Annotated in this window: 21 protein-coding genes; 5 read left to right on the forward strand and 16 right to left on the reverse strand. The window is 29.4% G+C overall.

The window, feature by feature from the left end; translation table 11 throughout:
• Positions 1–195: 195 nt before the first annotated feature.
• The gene (locus ACTNBA_RS18085) at positions 196–930 is read left to right on the forward strand and encodes a DUF3784 domain-containing protein (RefSeq protein ID WP_441075677.1); all 735 of its coding nucleotides are present in this window, start codon (positions 196–198) and stop codon (positions 928–930) included.
• A gap of 114 nt (positions 931–1044) precedes the next feature.
• Complete coding sequence (locus ACTNBA_RS18090) at positions 1045–1200, forward strand: hypothetical protein (protein WP_346847482.1); 156 nt, start codon at positions 1045–1047, stop codon at positions 1198–1200.
• A gap of 70 nt (positions 1201–1270) precedes the next feature.
• Here ACTNBA_RS18090 and ACTNBA_RS18095 read toward each other — a convergent pair whose 3' ends face one another.
• The 10 genes from ACTNBA_RS18095 to nrdD all read right to left on the reverse strand — a co-directional run bounded on the left by ACTNBA_RS18095 (position 1271) and on the right by nrdD (position 11980).
• Entirely contained in the window at positions 1271–2587 is a 1317-nt protein-coding gene (locus tag ACTNBA_RS18095; RefSeq protein ID WP_441075678.1) for an ABC transporter permease, read from the reverse strand.
• Between the two features lie 2 nt (positions 2588–2589).
• Positions 2590–3480 (reverse strand): ABC transporter ATP-binding protein, encoded by an 891-nt coding sequence (locus ACTNBA_RS18100; RefSeq protein WP_441075679.1) that lies wholly within the window; start codon positions 3478–3480, stop codon positions 2590–2592.
• A 260-nt stretch (positions 3481–3740) separates the two neighbouring features.
• On the reverse strand, positions 3741–4274 hold the full coding sequence (locus ACTNBA_RS18105) for a DUF5317 family protein (RefSeq protein ID WP_441075680.1): 534 nt from the start codon (positions 4272–4274) through the stop codon (positions 3741–3743).
• A 55-nt stretch (positions 4275–4329) separates the two neighbouring features.
• Positions 4330–5607, reverse strand: a complete 1278-nt coding sequence (locus ACTNBA_RS18110) for an HD-GYP domain-containing protein (protein WP_441075681.1) — start codon at positions 5605–5607, stop codon at positions 4330–4332.
• Positions 5608–5875: 268 nt separating this feature from the next.
• Positions 5876–6484: a hypothetical protein gene (locus ACTNBA_RS18115; protein ID WP_150845709.1), complete on the reverse strand. Its 609-nt coding sequence runs from the start codon at positions 6482–6484 to the stop codon at positions 5876–5878.
• A 221-nt stretch (positions 6485–6705) separates the two neighbouring features.
• Positions 6706–7890: an AI-2E family transporter gene (locus tag ACTNBA_RS18120; RefSeq protein WP_441075682.1), complete on the reverse strand. Its 1185-nt coding sequence runs from the start codon at positions 7888–7890 to the stop codon at positions 6706–6708.
• Between the two features lie 229 nt (positions 7891–8119).
• Positions 8120–8644, reverse strand: coding sequence for a hypothetical protein (locus tag ACTNBA_RS18125; protein ID WP_441075683.1), 525 nt, complete (start codon positions 8642–8644; stop codon positions 8120–8122).
• Between the two features lie 89 nt (positions 8645–8733).
• Positions 8734–9189: a dCTP deaminase/dUTPase family protein gene (locus tag ACTNBA_RS18130; protein ID WP_441075684.1), complete on the reverse strand. Its 456-nt coding sequence runs from the start codon at positions 9187–9189 to the stop codon at positions 8734–8736.
• 37 nt (positions 9190–9226) lie between these two features.
• Positions 9227–9721 carry an anaerobic ribonucleoside-triphosphate reductase activating protein gene (gene nrdG, locus ACTNBA_RS18135; protein ID WP_441075685.1) on the reverse strand — a complete coding sequence of 165 codons (495 nt, stop codon included), beginning with the start codon at positions 9719–9721 and terminating at the stop codon, positions 9227–9229.
• 15 nt (positions 9722–9736) lie between these two features.
• Positions 9737–11980 (reverse strand): anaerobic ribonucleoside-triphosphate reductase, encoded by a 2244-nt coding sequence (gene nrdD, locus ACTNBA_RS18140; RefSeq protein ID WP_441075686.1) that lies wholly within the window; start codon positions 11978–11980, stop codon positions 9737–9739.
• 372 nt (positions 11981–12352) lie between these two features.
• Here nrdD and rbr point away from each other — a divergent pair, with 372 nt between their 5' ends.
• On the forward strand, positions 12353–12961 hold the full coding sequence (gene rbr / locus ACTNBA_RS18145) for a rubrerythrin (protein WP_441075687.1): 609 nt from the start codon (positions 12353–12355) through the stop codon (positions 12959–12961).
• A 100-nt stretch (positions 12962–13061) separates the two neighbouring features.
• On the forward strand, positions 13062–13220 hold the full coding sequence (locus tag ACTNBA_RS18150) for a DUF1540 domain-containing protein (protein WP_150845702.1): 159 nt from the start codon (positions 13062–13064) through the stop codon (positions 13218–13220).
• A gap of 139 nt (positions 13221–13359) precedes the next feature.
• On the opposite strand, the gene ACTNBA_RS18155 is transcribed toward ACTNBA_RS18150, so the two are convergent.
• On the reverse strand, positions 13360–14229 hold the full coding sequence (locus ACTNBA_RS18155) for a cation diffusion facilitator family transporter (RefSeq protein ID WP_441075688.1): 870 nt from the start codon (positions 14227–14229) through the stop codon (positions 13360–13362).
• A 236-nt stretch (positions 14230–14465) separates the two neighbouring features.
• On the reverse strand, positions 14466–16667 hold the full coding sequence (locus ACTNBA_RS18160; protein ID WP_441075713.1) for a type IA DNA topoisomerase: 2202 nt from the start codon (positions 16665–16667) through the stop codon (positions 14466–14468).
• Positions 16668–16944: 277 nt separating this feature from the next.
• On the opposite strand from ACTNBA_RS18160, the gene ACTNBA_RS18165 reads away from it, so the two are divergent.
• A complete protein-coding gene (locus ACTNBA_RS18165; protein ID WP_441075689.1) occupies positions 16945–18006 on the forward strand; it encodes an endonuclease/exonuclease/phosphatase family protein in 1062 nt (353 codons plus the stop codon).
• Between the two features lie 66 nt (positions 18007–18072).
• Here ACTNBA_RS18165 and ACTNBA_RS18170 read toward each other — a convergent pair whose 3' ends face one another.
• From ACTNBA_RS18170 to moaA, 4 genes are all read right to left on the reverse strand, one after another.
• A complete protein-coding gene (locus ACTNBA_RS18170; RefSeq protein WP_035129948.1) occupies positions 18073–18423 on the reverse strand; it encodes a zinc ribbon domain-containing protein YjdM in 351 nt (116 codons plus the stop codon).
• Between the two features lie 134 nt (positions 18424–18557).
• Positions 18558–19004 carry an MOSC domain-containing protein gene (locus ACTNBA_RS18175; RefSeq protein WP_441075690.1) on the reverse strand — a complete coding sequence of 149 codons (447 nt, stop codon included), beginning with the start codon at positions 19002–19004 and terminating at the stop codon, positions 18558–18560.
• An 18-nt stretch (positions 19005–19022) separates the two neighbouring features.
• Positions 19023–19502: a cyclic pyranopterin monophosphate synthase MoaC gene (moaC, locus tag ACTNBA_RS18180; protein ID WP_441075714.1), complete on the reverse strand. Its 480-nt coding sequence runs from the start codon at positions 19500–19502 to the stop codon at positions 19023–19025.
• Positions 19503–19523: 21 nt separating this feature from the next.
• Positions 19524–20534 (reverse strand): GTP 3',8-cyclase MoaA, encoded by a 1011-nt coding sequence (gene moaA / locus ACTNBA_RS18185; RefSeq protein ID WP_441075691.1) that lies wholly within the window; start codon positions 20532–20534, stop codon positions 19524–19526.
• Between the last annotated feature and the right edge of the window lie 3 nt (positions 20535–20537).

Consider the following 20537-nt stretch of genomic DNA (forward strand, 5'->3'; position numbering starts at 1 on the left):
ATATAATACTAAACAAACATAGTCAATATTTATTTTATATATTTTTTAATATAACGTATACATCTTAAATTTCTAAACTTATTTCAAATTCTACTTCTTTTATTTTGTAATTATTACTTTATTTTCTTGATATATTTCATAACTAATCATATAATTTGTATATAATATTATATATTGTATTTAGGAGGTATCTCTATGGGAATAAAAATTGTACTTTTGATTGTTGCATCCCTATTCTTTGCAATTGGAATATGCATTAGAAAATTAAAGTGGTATTGGCTAATCTCAGGATACAACACTATGAGTAAAGAAGAAAAAGCAAATGTGGAAATTGAAGCCTTAGGAAATTATATGAGTAAAATATTCTTTTTTATCTCTAGTTTGAACATTGTGGGATTTCTATTAAGTTATTTTTTTAATTTTTCTTTAGCTATCTTTATAGTTCTAACTGTAATTGTACTACTGTATTCTATTTATAATTGTCAACGCTTTGACCATAATCCAAACTCTAGTAAAGAAACAAAAATTGTATTAGTAATAGTTATATTTATTATGCTGATAACTTGTATACCTATAATGGCTATTGGTTATTCCTCAACTAAAGTAACAATCACTGATACTTCTATAAAAATATCTAGTGGAGTTAATGCTTCAATTCCAAAGGATAAAATAAAAAGTATTTCTCTAGTAAATGAAATGCCTAAAATTCATATTAGGACAGGCGGCATAGACATGGGTAGAATTCAAAAAGGAAGTTATAGTCTAGAAAATGATATTAAAGCTAAGCTATTCTTAGCTAGCAAAGAGGGTCCCTTCATTGAAATTATATTAGACTCTAGCCCTTCCCATTATTACATTAACTACAAAGATTCAAAAAATACTAAGACAACCTATGAGGATATTATAAATAAATTAGATTTAGATAAATAATACAATAACATGAATTTTTATTATAACACTACTACCATATATACAATATATTACTAGTATTATTTTATGTAATTCTACAAATGATAATATTACTTATATTAAGGAGGAAGTATTATGTCTAAAAATTCTTGTAAAACTAAAAATAAAAAAACTACTTCACTAAAATCTGATCCAATATCCCCTAAATACCAAGAAGGTGTTAAAAATAAAGCTAATGAGCATTCTCCATATGGAGAAAATGAACCTTCTACTCATACTATCTTTAGATAAGATAAGCTAACTAGGAATAATCTTTTACAATTTTATTCTTAGTTAGCTTTAAACTTATAATTTCCTTATACTATTTTTCGTTATTAAATATGGTGAATAGATCTTTTATTTTTAGTCTATTACCTGTATGAAGTATTACTACAGAGTATACTCTAGCTGTAAATAGAGTCAACACTACAATTGTTGCTATTAATATTAATAATGAAACTCCCATCTGAACTATACCTACTGTTTCTGATAAAATCATAGATGGTATATAAAATGGTGCTGAAAATGGTACATAGGTTGCAATGGTTCCTATCACTGATTCTGGTGACATTATTGCTGCATATGCTAGGTAAAAACCTATTATTGAAATAAATGATACTGGCATTATAGCTGTATTTAAATCTTCTAACTTACTTATAGTTGCACCAACTAAAGCATTTATAATAGCATACAATACATATCCTAATATAAAGAACAGTATTATTAATACCACTTGCACCACTGGAATTTTTCCAAGTACTGCTGATATATCAAATATATTTGCAGATGTATCTATAAACTTCTTAACTATAGCTCCACTTCCTATAAAGGATATATAGGCAGTTAGTAATATAGATGCAAACTGAGTTATTGCTAAGAATCCCATACCAACACACTTACCTACAACAAGTTCCATTGGTTTAGTTGATGTAAGTAATAATTCCATTACTCTTGAAGTTTTCTCTGCAACTATAGAGCTGGCAACCCAATATCCATAAAAATAAATTATATAGAATAGTAGCATACACGCTACCATAGGAAATACCATTTTTATTATCATATCTTCCAAGGTATCATCCTCATCACCTGCAGTAAATACTTGAGTGTTTATAGGTGTAGATAATTTTCCTAGCTCTTCTTGTGATACTCCAGCCTTAATTAATCTACTATTATTTAAAATACTAGATATAGTTTCTGCTAATATTTGTCCATCCTCTGAAGATACGGCATCACTAGTGGGTGTTATTACCTCTACGTAATATCCAATGTTTTCATTACTAATAGAAACTAAAACCATCTTATCTTCCATAGTTTTAAGTTTTTCTAATATAGACTCTCTACTTTCTGTAGCCTTTTTTAAATTTAAATTTGGAAAAGCTACTTTTAATCCTGACTCTAAATCTACCTTCAGGTCAGAGTCATCCATATAATAAGCAGTCTCTATTCCAATTTCTTTGCTACCATTAGTTGCCTCTTTACTGTCATCATCCTTACCAAAAATTGCAGGAATAAAATTTACTAATGATGTTAATATAAGCACCGCTATCAATATTATGGTGGTAGAAATCTTAAATGCCTTACCCTTAACTTGTTGAGCTACAGTAAATTTTGTAACCTTCCAGAAATTATCCATACTCATTTCTACTCACCTACCTTTTCAATAAATATTTCATGAAGAGTTGGTTCCCTAAGCTCAAATCTAATAACTTGAATATTTTTACTTAATATTTCTTTAAGTAAACTTGTAGCTTCATCTTCATTATTAATACTTAACTCTATATAATCTTGATTTTCATTTAAAATTTTCATATTAGCTTTTTCCAATAGCTCTTTTATATCGCCATCACAATTTAAAATTAAGTGATTTCTTCCATAGGACTTTTTAATCTCTTTTAAATTACCACTTAACACAGTTTTACCTTTATTTAGTATAACAAGATTCTCACAAAACTCTTCTATAGTACTCATTTGGTGACTTGACATTATTATATATTTGCCTCTTGCTATTTCTTCCTTAATTATATCTTTAAACAAATCTGTATTTACTGGATCAAGTCCACTTAAAGGTTCATCTAAAATTAGTACTTCTGGATTAGATATTAAGGCTGCAATAAATTGTATTTTCTGCTGATTACCCTTAGATAATTGCTCTGCTCTTTTATTTCTATATTCAGTAGCTTCTAATCTTTCAAGCCAATATTCAATGCTTTTTAATGCCTCCTTACGAGTCATTCCTTTTAATTCACCAAAATATATTAATTGATCTAACACAGTAAATTTTGAATATATACCACGTTCTTCTGCTAAATATCCTGTTGAAACTTCTTTAGAATTATATTGTTTCTCATTCCAAGTAATCGTCCCATTATCTTTTTTTAACATTCCTAGCATCATTCTTATGGTAGTAGTTTTTCCTGCACCATTAGTTCCTAATAATCCAAAAACTCCCGGTTCTTCTATGGAAAAGCTTAAATTATCAACTACCAATTTATCACCATAGCTCTTAGCAAGATTATTTACCTTTAACGCCATATTTCCTCCCCCTTATCAATTTTTTCAATTGAGTTATGTTATAACTTTATGTAAATCCTTTTTACCCATGGTATAAATATATATTATTGTTAATTTGTAGTCAATACACTTTTTTTAAATATAACTTGAATTTTACTTGAAACTACTTAAACTTATACCTATTTTCTTCTTCAACAATTATATTTTATTATTCTATGTAATATGCAAAAAACACCTAAAAGGTGTTCTATAAGCATTAAATATATAATTTTATATTTATTTTAATCTGTTCTAAGCTTCATTCCCTTTATTATAATACCAATGATACCTATAGATAATACGATATCTCCAATACTGGCTATTCCTCCATACTTCCATAACTTATATGGTATTACATCTGCTAGAAATTTAAACTTTGTTTCTGCACTAATAATAGAATATAAACCTTTAGTTTCTACTGGTCCACTTACATTTAATATATCCATAGCCTTTGTACTAATAGGCATAGTACATCCATTTCCGAATATAACCACTATATTCAATAAAAAGCCTATCCCAATGACTAAAATCATCTTATATTTTCTATTGATATATATAAATGCCATTATACAACTATACATTACTATATTTAAAACATAAGTTAAACTTCCAATTTGAAGGTTTCCTGATTTAAGAAAAATCTTCATTACAAATTCCACTAAAAACCCTAGGGCTATAAGCCACCATCCTTTAATTTCGAGATTATTTAAGTTTTCTATATTTCCTTTTAGCAAATATCCTAATCCTACTCCAAGAACTACTGAAAATAAGAACATGGCTATCCCCCATATATGTAAAATATTTTAAGTTAATTTATTTTTAATTATTATATTAAGGCAACTTTCCACCATTCTTTTCTACAATTCTTAAATAAGTTTCTGCCACCTTAGGATGAAATTGAGTACCTGAACATTTTTTAATTTCCTCTAAAATAATACTTTCCGAAAGTCCTTTCCTATAAGGCCTATCTGATGCCATAGCATCCACAGTATCGGCTAGCTGAACTATGTAAACACTTAAAGGTAATTCATCACCATTTTTACCATCTGGATATCCTTTTCCATCATACCTTTCATGATGGTTTCTAACTACAGGATAAACATAATCAATATTTTTAATATCCTTAATTATTTTAATTCCTATCACCGGATGCTCCTTTATTGCATCGAATTCCTCATCCGTTAACTTCCCTGGTTTATTTAAAATAGCATCACTAACTCCAATTTTACCCACATCATGAAGCATAGCAGCTATATTTAATTCTTCAATACTCCACTGATTATATTTTAACTCTTTTCCAATGGCTACAGATATCTCTGCAACCCTTCTAGAATGTCCTTCTGTATATTGATCCCTAGCATCAATTGCATTCATTAAGGCTTCAACAGTATCAATAAACTGCGATTTTGAATCTGAATATAATAATAGAGTATATCTAATTAAAGATATAGGAATTATTATACATACGATTCCCCAATACTTATTTTCGTTAAATATCATTGCTAAAATTAATCCTACAGGTATCATTACAATAAAATGAATTATCCCTATTTTAATACTACTACTTAAACAATAAAATATATGTTTTTCTGTCATTAATGACATTAATATTGACATTACTAGTGCGTTTATTAAAAAATATATAACTCCAAATACTACGATAGATATATTGTTTTGTTGCAAAATAGTTAAACTTGAATTGTTAATTATATTATAAACATAATTCCCAATAATAATTGGGAGTATAATAGCACAACAATTAAACACCGTTCCATATATTGGTGTATTAAATAAATGTTTATATTGTTTGTTATTGACTTTTAATATACGAAATAAAAATCCTAATACTAATATTAAAATACTAGAAAACGGACCAAATAATATGTATGTAGTAATAGTTATTGCAAAAGTTGTACTAACCGACATATTTTTAAAAACAACAGTAAATGATTCAGTTAATGCAGTTAATATTGTAAAAAACACCATATCCCCAATACCACTTAATTCTAGTGTAATATTTTTAGAGATTATCGAATGTACCAATAATATTACTGTAGTTATATATATTATTAAAAAGAAGCCTTTTTGCTTAAGTGATAACCCCTTCATTTTAGTCCTCCCAAATATATTTAAGGCCGATTTGTTTATATATAATTAATTAAAATATCCAAGTAGCAGTTGATCCACCAGCCATTGCTAAAGCTAATAAAGCTATTAAAGCTGGCATTACTTTTTTCATGTTTTTCATTATAAAATCCCCCTTATATGCAAATTAACAAAGATCCGCTAAAAATCTGTCATAATTTCCACTCCGCTAAGGGAAGATAAATAAAATATGAATATAATTTAAATATAATCGGCCATTAAACCAGTTTAACTATTTTTCTATTCTTCTATTTATTGCATCAAGAGTGGCCTTTGCTATTGCCTCATTTACATCATTTCTTACAATGGCAGTTCCTATTAGAACCTCTTCTGCAATGTCATTTATCATATTTACAACAACGGTTACATAGGATACGTCTCTAATTGAGTTTATTACTATATCCTCTACATCAAAAACAGAGACTTGTCCAATTATTTCTTCTACAGCTGACACAGTAGCTTTAGCTACTACCTTAAGTCTATTAATACTTGTTCCAATTGCAGTTTGCGTAGAAGTATACTCATCGTCATCCATATTCAATCTAATTTCACATCTTACGTTATTATCTTTAACTTCTAAAGAAATACCTTCATATCTAATTCTCTTTATAGACTTCGTTTCCCCAGTATCTATTTGAGCTATACTAATTAATTTTCTATCTATTCTATAATTAAATATCGCAAGAAGTGCTGATTCGATGTCTCTTACAATCTGTTTAGGTGATCTTGTAGTATTGGCAATTATATGAACCTCTTCTACTTCTTCATCATTATATACTACTTTACTATGAGTTACACCTTGAATTTTCGCTATAACATCTTCAAAGGACATAAAATCCATAAATAACACCTCATTTTTATATTTTCAGTTAAATTATACATCATATTTCCTTTATTAACAATATTATTATCTGTAATTATTTTCAAATGTTCTATTTCCATTATATTATCATTGAAATATGGATTACTTTTACCAAAATTTGTAATGAACTTAAGACTATAAAATAAAAATATGTTAAGATATAAATTCATCCCATATCTCAACATATTAATGTACATTTTCTAAAATTTAATTTTATTTTCTGGAGCTGCATATTCCTTAGCTTCTACTGGCAATCCCTTTTCCTTAAGTGCATTATTAATCACACTTACTATAATTGAATAAATTACAGCAAATGTTGGAACTCCTAATATCATTCCTACTACTCCAAATAATCCATTTCCTAAAAGTATGGCAAACATTACCCAAAAGGCAGTCAATCCTGTGGAGTTTCCTAAAATCTTAGGCCCTAATATATTTCCATCAAACTGTTGAAGCACTAAAATAAATAATATAAACCATAATGCCTTAATTGGACTAGCAATAAATATAATTATAACGCTAGGAACTGCCCCTATAAATGGTCCAAATACCGGTACAACGTTAGTTATTCCTATTATAAAGCTTACAAGAAGTGGATATGGCATTTTAAATATCTTCATACCCACAAAACATATGATTCCTATAATTAATGAATCTAACAACTTACCACCAAGAAAACCTATGAAGGTTTTATGACTAGACCTAGTGAGCTCTATTACATATTTTACAGGTTTCTCCGGCAACATAGCATATAAGAATTTTTTAATCTGTGCAAAAAATTTTTCTTTTCCTGCTAATAAGTAAATAGATATAATTGTTGCTATAAATATGTTTAGTATATATTGAGTAATATTAGCAGAGAATTGGAATAAATCTAACACTGCTGTGCCTGCAATACTTGTTATATACTTAGATATGCTATTAAAATCTTTTACTATATCCTCTACCATATCCCCATTCAAATTTAAAGCTATAACTATATTATTTATATATTCCTCTAGAGCATTAATATATTCAGGTATATTTTCTAAAAGTGTATATATACTACGACTAAGCTCCGGAACTAATATAGAAAATATAATACTAATTAATATAGCTGCAGATATATATGTAATTGTTATTGAAATAAACCTTTTTGCTTTGTACTGATTTTTCTTGTCCATAAATTTAAGAACTTTATCTTCTAAAAACTTTAATGGTATAGCTAATAAATAGGCTATAGAAAAACCATATATAAACGGCATTAATAGTTTTATTATTTCTCCTACTTTATTAAAAATACCTCCTAGATTTTTTATTATAAAAAACAGTATAATCCCTACTGAAACTACAATAATATTAGATATGGTTCTTTTAGCAATATTGGAGTTTAGTTTTATTTTCATAATTGTCTCCCTTATTTTACATTTTTAATTTTTCTATGTTCTAAATTATATATCAACAATACTTATTTAATGCTTAAGTTTATTGTTTTTTTTCACACTATTAACTTAGGCTACACAATTATACTATTTTTTAAGCTTATTTACTACAATAAACTTCGAAACAAAAGAAGTTCTTATATATCGCCATAAATAAGAACTTCTTTATAATATATATATCTACAAAGTTAATCTACCTTATACTAGAAATAGCCCATTTATTATCATTGTACATTATAGTTAATGTGTTATAGACTGGTTTCTCATTGCCCTGTGCTGTAGCTAAATTGAATTTTATCTTATGCAATTTAACCTTGCTACTTACATCAACTTGGTCTATCATTTCATAGCTAGTAATCCATGGACTTGAAGTCCCTGTTACCCATGATGTATTATTTTCATTAGAAAGATGATTTTTAAAATCTTGCTGAAGTTCCTTATTCATAACAGCGTATTGAAGTACTCCATTTCTAGTCATCATTCCCTTTGCCCAAAGCTTTGCAGCTTCTTCACTACTCATAGCCCCAAACTCCTTTAAAGCTTCTTCTGCTAAGCCTATATGCTCAATGATTTTATTATTAACTAATAAATTATCACTTACCATAGCTTCTACAAAGGGTTCATTTTCTTTTCTTTCAATAATATTAAAAAAATATACCATAGAAATAGCTGAAATAATTAAAGTCCAACTTACCACTGTTATCATAGTTCTTTTCATTTACCATATCCCTACCTTTATAAGCGTTAATAAAAGATTAAGAATATAGTGCCCATGTTCTAAAAAATAAATACACCTATTAAAACTTATTATTTACCTGTACTACCAAAACCTCCAACTCTTTCCTCTTCAGTATTACAGTTATCACTTACTAAGAAAGGTATAAACATAGCTTGAGCTATTCTATCACCTTTTTTAATTATATAAGGCTCTTTTCCTAGATTTAAAAGATTTATTCCCAAATTCCCATCATTCTTAGGATTGTTATAATAGTCACACTCTACCCAGCCTTGAGCATTAGCCATTAAAACTGGATGACTTCCCATAGAACTTCTAACATTAATAATCAAAGCTTCCCCTGGTTGAAAATATGACTTTACATCTGTCCATATTAATTGCTTACCCATAGGCTCTATAACTACATCTATAGGTGAATATATATCATAGGCTATAGCATGCTTGCTTCCCCTTGTTGGTAACTGTATGTCTTCCTGCGGATGCTTTCTTTTCTCATCTGTAACTATTTCAAATCCTCTTGTTCTCATTGCGTCTCTCCTCTTTCTAATGCTCTTATATTAATTTTTATAACTTAAACTCTTTAACCTTATTTTCTCTAAAGCTTTCTTTAACATCTATAATTCTTTGTGAGCTACTTCCTCGAAATTTTAGAGTTACATCCCTTTCGCTTATTTCAAATCTCCCATCTACAATTACATCTACATAATTTAAAACTTCTTCTTTATTTAATTCAAATAATTGCTCCCAAGTATAACCCGTATATAACCATATATTCTTATTAGATTTTTCTTTTAATCTCTTAAGTAATTCTAAAGTATTTTTATATTGAACAGTTAGTCCATCTCCACCACTTAGAGTTATACCCGTAATTGGATTTTTAGTAAGCTTATCTACAACCTCATCTATTTTATATAAATCTCCTTTTTCATACCAATACTTTTCATTGTGACACCCATGACACTTATGTGTACACTCTGCTATATAGCATACTTCCCTAAGACCTATTCCTTCATTTAAAGAACATGGATTATATCCTATTAACCTTATAGTATCAATCACTTTTTACGGTCCTTCCTATAGCTTAGTTATAGTGCTATGCTTAAATCTTTCTTTAACTTCAGCTTGCTTAGCTTTATTAAAGTTGCGATAATCTGTAGTTAAATATCCTGTAACTCTTCTAAGTTGTTCTATTTCTTCACTATGGCAAATTGGACATCTATCATTAAATTCTCCTTGATAGCCACACTTTAAGCAAGTGTCTATAGGGAAGTTAAATGCTAAATAAGGAATATCTAAGCTAAAGGCATAATCTATTATTTGTTCTATTGCTTTTGGATTTTCTACTACAGAACTATCTAACTCTACATAAGTTATACATCCTGAAGTAGGATATTTAGTAAATGGAGCCTCAAGTTGTAACTTAGTAAACACATCTACATTTTTCCAAACTGGTATGTGATGTGAATTAGTTATCCACTCCCTGTCCGTTACATTTTTTATAATTCCAAATTCATCCCTTAAACCTTTAATTTCTCTATTTCCTGTTATTATAGTTCCACAAGTAGACTCAATTGGTGCTGCATAACAACCAAAGTTTAAATCATATCTTTCTGAAGCTTCCTCTGCAAACTTTGAAATTCTTTCCACCACCGATAATGCAAACTTATGAACATCCTTATCATCACCATGATCTTTTCCAAAGAGAGCTTGACACATTTCTGCAATACCTGCATATCCTATAGCTTGGCTTCCATGTTTCATTACATCATAAATACAAGTGTCTGAGTCATATTCTCCACCTAACATACTTTTATTTCTATACATGAAAGGGGCTGATTTAGCACTTTGTGAACATATATATTTAAATCTATCTACTAAGGCTGTAGTTGAAAGTTCTAAAAGCTCATTTAATTCATTCCAAAAACCTTCAAGATTAGCTTCTTCTCTTTCTCCTAAACATATCCCATGTTTTATACCTATTTTTACCAAGTTAATTGTTACTGGAGTAACATTTCCTCTTCCTACCTTTGAATATCCCATACCATGTCTATCAAATCCAACTAAGGTTCTACATCCCATAGTTGCCATAGCTGTATCCGGATTACTTAAATCTTCTACATTCTTACTCCAATCACAGTTTACCCAGTTAGGATATATTCTTTTAGACATAGATTCTATAGCTAACTTCTTTAAGTCATAGTTTGGAGTTTCTTCTGTATCATTAACCCCTTTTTTATATTGGAAGATTGCTATTGGGAATATACTTGTTTTATGATGTTTTCCTATTCCATCTATACTAGCAAGCATAAGCCATCTAGTAAGCATTCTACCAGCAACTGTAGTTCTTCTTCCTAAATTTATAGATGTAAATGGTACTTGGGAACCTGGTCTTGATTCTAGTGTATTCAGATTATGGTATAGGCCTTGAGCTGATTGCATACCCTCTCTATCTAGCTCTCTTAATGCAAAAGCTGTTAACTTAGGATATTTCTTCTTTAGCTCTTCTTTATTTTCTACGCATATTTCAGAATCTAACTCTTTCCAGCTTACTTCTTTATCTTCAAAGTAAAAAAGTGCATCAGAAAAATGCTTTTTGAAAGATATATCCACCTGCTCTTCTAAATCATAATCTATATGGCAACTTCCTGTACCTCCAAATTGTTCTTGGCTTTGTATTTGGAATATTACTGCTACTAATTGAAATGCTGTAGATAGTCCATTAGCTCCTCTTACATCCCCATTTCTAGTAATAAATCCATTGTTAACTAGTTTCTTTATATCTGGGAAACTACAATTATGCATTCCCGTAGCATAACTATCTAAGTCATGTATGTATAATCTATTTTCAATATGTGCCCTTGCTATTTCAGGCTTTATTACCTTATCTAGGGTATACCTTTTTAATATTACATTTGCACTTTCAAATTTACGACCACCAAAACTATGCTCGTCCACATTAGCATTGGAGTTCATAATATCAGAGCATTGAAGTACCTTATCTAATTTTTTATATGTATCACCATTAGTATCTCTTGCAATTCTACGCTTTTCACGATAATCTTCATAGGCCTTTGATACAGTTTTATCTTTATTATTTAAAGCCTTAACTACTATGTCTTGAATTTCTTCAATAAACAGCTCTTCTTTTCCTAACTCTATAATAGTTTTTTCTATGTTAATTTCTAAGTCACTCCAATGTTCTTTAAACACAAAGTCATTTCCATGGACTTCTTCATAAGCCTTTTTAATGGCTATATGTATTCTCTCCATATCAAAGTCTTTAACTCTTGAATCCCTTTTAATAATACTTAATTTCATATTATTCCTACCTTCCCTGAAATTTTTAATTACTACTTTTGTCCCTCAGCAGTAAATTTTTCATATTTTCATGGGCTATGAAAATATAAAACCACAGATAGATTTATTATATCTTTCACTCTATTTTAAATCAATGTCTATAAATTGAAGTAATGTACATATACCTACTGTATTAACATTTAATTCTACTTCATACGCTCTTTATCTTTATCAGATTCTAAGTACATACTATTTCAACTTATATAATCTAACTCTGATAATGTTCTCGTATCAATTTAACTCTTGCTTTAACTTACTTTTAAAAGTTATGAATAAAATTACTCTACTTTTGGAAACTTAGTAATAAGATTTAAAAATTTGGAGGTAATAAAAATGAATTTTAAAGATAGTGAAACTCGCATTAATTTAATGAGATCCTTTGCTGGTGAAAGTCAAGCAAGAAATAGATATACTATTGCTGCAAGTTTTGCAAAAAAAGAGGGACTTTATATAGTTGAGCAAGTATTTAATTATACTGCAAACCAAGAAATGGCTCACGCTAATCAATTCTATCAAAAATTAAAAGAAGAAGCTGGAAATAATATAGAAATAGGAAATGGTGCATATCCTGTAGACTTATATGATTCAACTCTAAAACTATTAAAGGCTGCTCATCACAATGAGTATGAAGAATACGATGATGTTTATAGTAATTTTTCTAAAATTGCTAAAGAAGAAGGGTTTAATGCTATTTCCACATTATTTAGCAACATAGCTTCTGTAGAAAAAGTTCATGGAGATAGATTTAATTATTTTGCTAAGCAATTAGAAGAAGATACTTTATTTAGACGTGATGAATCAATTCAATGGTTTTGTACTAATTGTGGATATATATATGAAGGGAAGGAAGCTCCTAAATCCTGTCCTGTTTGTCTGCATCCTCAAGGCTATTTCATAGAATTCTGTCGTTCTCAATTTGGTTCTAATTACTCTATAAAATAAATTTTTATATTTTTAAGAAACTTTACAATGAATAATAACAAATATAAAAGCCATACTAATTTTGTAGTTAATACAAAAACTTTTTAAGGAGTGAATTAAAATGGATAAAAATGAATCTATTAAATGTACAATCAACAACTGCAAGTACAACAATCGTAACGAAAACTACTGTACATTAAATCAAATTAAAGTAGGAACTCATGAACAAAATCCTACAGTAGTTGAATGTACAGACTGCCAATCTTTTGAACTTAAATAGAATATAATTAAACGTAACCCCTTACTAAAAAATACTATATGCAATACAAAATTATATTGCATATAGTATTTTTACTCTTATTTAAGCCCAAAAATTATTTATGTCAAATATAACCCATCCTTTTAGTTTAATGTTCATATTAATTATACTTATAAGGATTAATATGAACCATACAATGCTTAATATTCTGATTTTTTTCGACACCATGGTGTATGTTTATTGCTATGTCATGTCCTTCTTCTACTGTAAGTTTTGAATCTACAGACACTTCTACATCTACATATACTCTATTAGCATGTTGTCTCGTTTTTATACTGTCAATATGTCTTACGCCCTCAATAGTCTGAAGTTTTTCATTGATATCACTTATAATTTCTTCATCTGCAGAAGTGTCTATTAATTGATTTACACTTTGCTTTAATACATCACAGGCTACTTTTATAATTACAACACAAATAACTATGGCAACTACTGAATCTAAAATTGGCCATCCCATTCTAGCTCCAATTATTCCAATTAAAGCTCCCACTGAAGAAAAAGAATCTGATCTATGATGCCAAGCATCTGCTCTGAGAGCAGAACTATTTATTTTGTTAGCATATTTTATTGTATAAAAATACATCCACTCTTTAACGATAATAGACAATATAGCAGCCCAAATAGCAAGGATTCCTGGATTCTTTATTTCTCCTAAAACAATATTTTTAATACCGGAATATCCTATAGATATAGCAACCACAAAAAGCATTATAGATAAAAACAAAGAAGAAATACTTTCAATTCTTTCATGTCCATACGGATGGCATTTATCATCAGGTTTATTAGAAAGCTTTAGTCCTATTATTACTCCTATAGTACTAATTACATCAGAAAAAGAATGGATACCATCTGCAATCATCGCATTACTACTAGACATAATACCTACCAATACTTTAATTGTTCCTAAAATGGCATTAACTAAGATTGTATTTTTACTAACTCCTACACCTATACTTGTTCTTTCATCCATAAATCTCCTCCATTATCAATTGACTTTAGTCTAATGTTGAACCACTATTATCTTTTTCCTTAATATCGAAAATCAACAATAATATGGCCATACACCAGATAAAATATATTATTATAATACTCAGTTACCCTTAATTTGTGAATTTTCTCAATAACTTTCTTGTACAATGTATTATCAATTGATAATGAATCTATTTTAATTATCTGTAGTTTAAATATAATTTCTTGTTTATCTTTTTAAATAAATTCCATCTTCCAACTTAAATAACCTGTTTCTTCATTCTTTTCATATCTAAAATAAGCAGCAAAGGTATTTCCTTTCTTACTTCTCAAATTTCTAAATCCTACTTTGCCATTTTTAAGAAGTATTTCTACCATTTCTTTTGTAACCTTCTTACCATAGGATTCAATGTATTTATCATTCTTCCAAATAGTGAATTTACAACCATTCTTCCAGTTACTACATCCAAAGCTTTTTTCTCCTTCCACTACTGGATTTCCGCATATAGGACAATTACCTACACTGACCGTCCCAGGAGAAAGCTCTATCTTTATTTTGGATAACATTGATGTATCCTTTTTTATAATTTCCACAGATTTACTAGTAAAATCACAAATATGCTTAATAAAGGTGTCCTTTTCTACAGTTCCTTTTTCTATATCCGATAGAGTTTTTTCTAGCTTACCGGTGTATTCTAAGTCGAACAAATCCCTTACAGGGAACATCTCTACCATTGTCCTACCTAACTCTGTACAAGTTAGGTTTTTTCCTTTAGTAGTAATATATCCTATATCTTTAAGTTTTTTAATAGTTTCAGCTCTAGTAGCTGGTGTTCCAATACTAAAACCACTTAATATAGACTTCATTAATTCTTCTGAAGTTTCCTCCGAATTATCTTCTGTTGAGTTTTCATCCTCATCATTATTTTCTTCTTTTCCTAAACTCTTACCACAGGTTTCCATAACCCTTAGCAAAGTCTTTTCTGTATGATTTTTAGGTGGCTTCTTTGTTACGGTATTAACTTTATTTCCTACAATATCCACTACTTCCTTTTCCATAACTAAAGGAAGTATAGTGTCCTTAGTTTCTATCTTTTCTACCACACGCCAGCCTTCAACAATTTGAACTTTACCCTTGGAAACAAATACGCCTTTAATATTTTCATCATAAACCTTAGCCGTAATTTTTGTTTCCTCAAATTCAGCTATAGGCATAAATTGCATTATAAATCTATTTTTCACTGCATTATAAACAATTGCTTCATCAGCACTAAGGTTGCTTGGTTTTATATAAGTTGGAACTATAGCACTATGACTCTCCACCTTAGAATTATCAAAAACCCTTTTAGTTTTTGCAAATTTTATTTGATTTTCATATGGTAGACCCTTTTTAAGACTCTCCAAAACCTTCCTTGTTCTATCCTCTAAGCTTTCTTCCAGAACAATACTGGCAGTTCTAGGATAAGTAATAAACTTTTTTTCATAAAGAGACTGGGCAACCTTTAAAACCTTATCCGAAGTCCATCCTTTAAATTTACTAGTAACATGACCTTGAAGATTTGATAGGTTAAATAGATAAGGTGGATATTCTCTTTTCTTCTCTGTTTGCTTATCAACTATCTCTGCTCTTTGTCCTTGTAGTAATTTACCTATATTACTTAGATAAGACTTTTCCTCAAATTTTTCTGAATCATTTTCATAATATAGACCTTCGTACTCTTCATTAGCCTTAGTCTTAAAGGTAGCCGATAACTTATAATAAGTAGTAGCCACAAAGTTTTCAATTTCCATATCCCTATCATATATTATCTTTAGAGTTGGCAATAACACTCTTCCTATGTTTAGCATCTTAACATCTTCAAATTTATATCTCAAAGTTGCCACAGATGTAAGATTTATCCCAATAACCCAATCTGCCCATTGCCTTCCTATTCCAGCATCTTGTAAGGACTTCATTTCTATATTAGGCTTTAAGGCTTCCATACCCTTTTTTACTTCATCTGGAGTCCACTCATTTAAAAGAAGTCTATATACAGGCTTTTCTTCATTGAAATATATAAATAATTCATCTGCTATAACCTGCCCTTCTCTATCAAAATCTGTGGCGGATATTATTCCATCTACATTCTCTCTATCTATAAGTGATTTAATAATGCTAAGCTGTTTCTCAGCTCCCTTATCAGTAATATTTCTATTAAGAGAATCACTTTTTATCTTATATTTAAACTCACTAGGTATAAATGGAAACTTAGAGAATTCCCATCCCTTCATGTTTTCATCATAATCTTTAGCATCATATAGTTGTAATAAGTGACCAAATGCCCACGTAACTAAATAATTCTCACCCTCAAAGTATCCATCTTTTCTAGTTTTTATATTTAAAGCTTCTGCAATATTCTTTGCCACGGATGGTTTTTCCGCAATAATAACCTTAGCCACTTCTCTCACACCTTACTTATTTTCTCTTGCTTAAATAAATTTACTTATATTTATAGTTATTTTTAATTCTTAAAACTTTCCACTTAATTATACAATAAAATAAAACTTTATTAAAACTAGACATTTATTTTACAATATAAACTTTTTTTTGACTAGACCCTAATGTAGTAGATTATCCATAAGAGAATTGTCAAAACGATTTAATATAAGTTTTTTTACTCTGTCCATGGTTTCCATGTTAAAATAGTATTACATTATTTATTTTTAGGAGGATTATATGGGAAAAAAGATATTAAAAATACCAATAACTATACTTTTAGCCCTTGTAGTTATATTTGCTACATATATAGTTTTTATGATAGTTACAGATTATAAACCTGAAGAAAAGACTGCTATTGATATAGAAAATAACAAAAATAAAATTATTAAAACTAATTCAGCTATAAGCATAACTACCTTCAACATCGGATATGGTACAATGGACGATACAGTGGATTTCTTTATGGATGGTGGAGTTATGTCTAGAGGAACAAGCGAAGAAAAGGTATTTGAAAATCTAGATGGTATAGAAAAGATAATTAAAGATTTAAATTCTGACATAATATTTCTACAAGAAGTAGACGTAAAAGCTACTAGGAGCTACAAAGTTAATCAGCTAGAAAGAATTAAGAAAAGTTTTAGTGATTATAGTACAAACTTTGCTATAAATTATAAAGTTCCATGGGTTCCTATACCTATATTTAAACCTCATGGACAAGTTCTTGCTGGGCTTACAACACTTTCTAAATTCAACCTAGAATCTGCTACTAGACATGATTTACCCGGTAAGTCTTCATTCTTTGTTCAATTAGCTGATTTAGATAGAGCTATGGTAATAAACAGATTGGCTGTAGATAATGGTAAGGAGTTAGTTGCTATAAACGCTCATCTTTCTGCATATGACAAAGGTGGTGCTATACGTAAAGTACAACTTGGATATATTAAATCTATTTTAGAAGAAGAATATTTGAAAGGAAACTATGTAATTATAGGTGGCGATTGGAATCAACAAATTCCAGGTACTAATGCCTTCGATTTTACTACTACTGAAAAATGGCCTGAGTGGTTACAAGATATTCCTGAGGATTTTGTTCCCAGCGGTTACTCTTGGGCCTATGACAAGACCATTGCTACTTCTAGAACTGTAGCTACTCCTTATATTAAGGGTGAAAATCTAACTTCAATAATTGATGGTTTTCTAGTATCTGATAATATTGAAATTATTTCTACTAAAGGTACTGATCAAGATTTTAAATACTCTGATCATAATCCTGTTACCGTAGTGTTTAGATTAAAATAAAAAAAGAAACCTTCCATGAACTACATATAATTCATGGAAGGTTCCTTTTGTAGAGTTAATTATAGCTTATATTTTTTTAACGAATTCGGATTTTAAACTCATAGCTCCAAAACCATCAATTTTACAATCAATGTTATGGCCATCAGATGCATCAGGAACTAAACGTATATTTTTTACTTTCGTTCCTATTTTTATTGATGATGAAGCACCTTTTACTTTAAGATCTTTAATTATTGTTACAGAGTCACCATCTTGTAACACATTTCCATTTGCATCTTTTATAACATTAATATCTTCATTATTTTCATTTTCAGCTTGTACTCCCCACTCGTGAGCACATTCTGGGCAAACAAAAATACTTCCATCTTCGTAAGTGTATTCTGAATTACATTTTGGACAATTAGGTAAATTACCCATAACTTCATTTCCTCCATTCGTTACTATACTTCTGATACATAAGATTCACTTTATAAAATAATATATACAGCTTCTTATGTTCTTATATACTATCATAGTCTTCCTATATTGACAAATTCTATTTATAATTTAACTCAAGCTTTCCAATACTTAATTACAGAAATGTCATCACCAGGTTCTATCCATCCTTCTTCTAATACTTGAGCAAAAATTCCTTCTCTAGGCATAACACACTCCCCTGTGGTCTTCATTATTTCACAGTCTTTATGACATTCTTTTCCAATCTGTGTCACCTCCATAATAACTTCTCCAATGGAAAGCTTTGTTCCTATGGGTAGTTCATATAAAGTTATTCCTTGTGTTGTTATATTTTCTGCAAATATTCCTGGGACTAATTCTTTATTTATTTTCCCTCTAAGCTTATCTATGCTTTCATCTCCTAACAAGCTAACTTGTCTATGCCAATTACCACCATGAGCATCTCCTTCTAATCCGAAGTCGATCTTAAAGAAACCTCTTTTTATAGGTGTTTTTATAACCCCTTTCTTAGTACTTATATTAATACTAATAACCTTTGCCATAGCCATCTTCTCCTAACTTTAAAAATAATTAATCTCTCCAGATTTTCCACCAATCTTTCGAAGTAGCCTAATATCACTTATAACCATTGATTTATCTACTGACTTACACATATCATATATAGTTAATGCTGCTATGGATACCGCTGTTAAAGCTTCCATTTCTATACCGGTTTCCCCTATTGTTTTAGTTGTAGCTATTATATCTACCTTACTTTTATCATGATCTAGCTGAAAGGTAATATCACACCCTGACATCATGATAGAATGACACATGGGAATTATATCTGAAGTTTTCTTTGCTCCCATTATCCCACCCACTTGAGCTACGGAAAGTACATCTCCCTTTATAATTTCCCCTTTGTCTATTTTTTCTAAAGTAGATTTCTTCATATAAATAGAACCACAGGCTATTGCCTCTCTATCTGTCTTTTTCTTTTCACTAACATCTACCATTCTAGCTCTTCCTTGCTTATTTATATGAGTGAATCCTTCATCTATTTGAACATCTTTAATCATAAGTTATCCTCCTATTTGAAACATTTGCTTATTGCTTCTACTTTTTCCTTCCATAGATAGTCTATGTCCTAATGGCTTATTATACATAGCTCCTAAAATCTTTTTCTTAAGAATACTATATTCTCTACTCTCTCGTAAATCACAGTATGATAAATTATATTTTTTAAATAAATCTCGTACATCTGATAGAATATTAATTTCTTCTTCACCATGCAAACAAGACTTAATTCCACCTTCAGCAGTTAATCTAACTCTATTACACTCACTACAAAAATTACAACTTATAGGACTAATAAATCCAATTCTTCCTTTTCCCTTACTACTTTTATAAAGTTCTGCCGTTGAAGATACTCTATGATCTTCAGGTATAAGATTAGGATGTGACCCTACTATATCCTTATAGGGTATAAAATGATTTTTAAATAACTCTGTACCTGCTCCTATAGGCATTAATTCTATAAACCTCACATCTATAGGCATTTTCTCTGCAATTTTAATAAACTCATCAACCTCGTCTAAGTTTATACCTTTCATAAGCACTACATTAATTTTCACCGGAGTAATGCCCTTATCTAAACATACTTCTATACCTTCTTTAACTTTTTTAAGATATGATCGTCCTGTTATTCTTTCATACTTATCTTCCTTTAATGTATCCATACTTACATTTACTCTATTTAACCCAGCCTTCTTTAATTCATCTATTTTATCCTTTAAAAATATGCCATTAGTAGTTAAAGATATATCTTTAATTCCTTTAACTTGGGATGCATTATATATAATCTTAGAAATATCCTTTACAATCAACGGTTCTCCACCAGTAAATCTAACTTTCTCAACACCATATTCAGCAAATATTCTAATAATTAAATCTATTTCTTCTATAGACATTTTCGAACTAACATAATTTTGATTACACTTTCCTTCTGGCATGCAATACATACATCTTAAATTGCACCTATCCGTAAGAGAAACTCTTAAATAATTTATGTTACGTCCATGGGAATCTTCCATAAA

The organism is Clostridium sulfidigenes, from assembly GCF_052067195.1.
In the GTDB taxonomy this organism is placed as follows: Bacteria; Bacillota; Clostridia; order Clostridiales; family Clostridiaceae; genus Clostridium_J; species Clostridium_J sulfidigenes.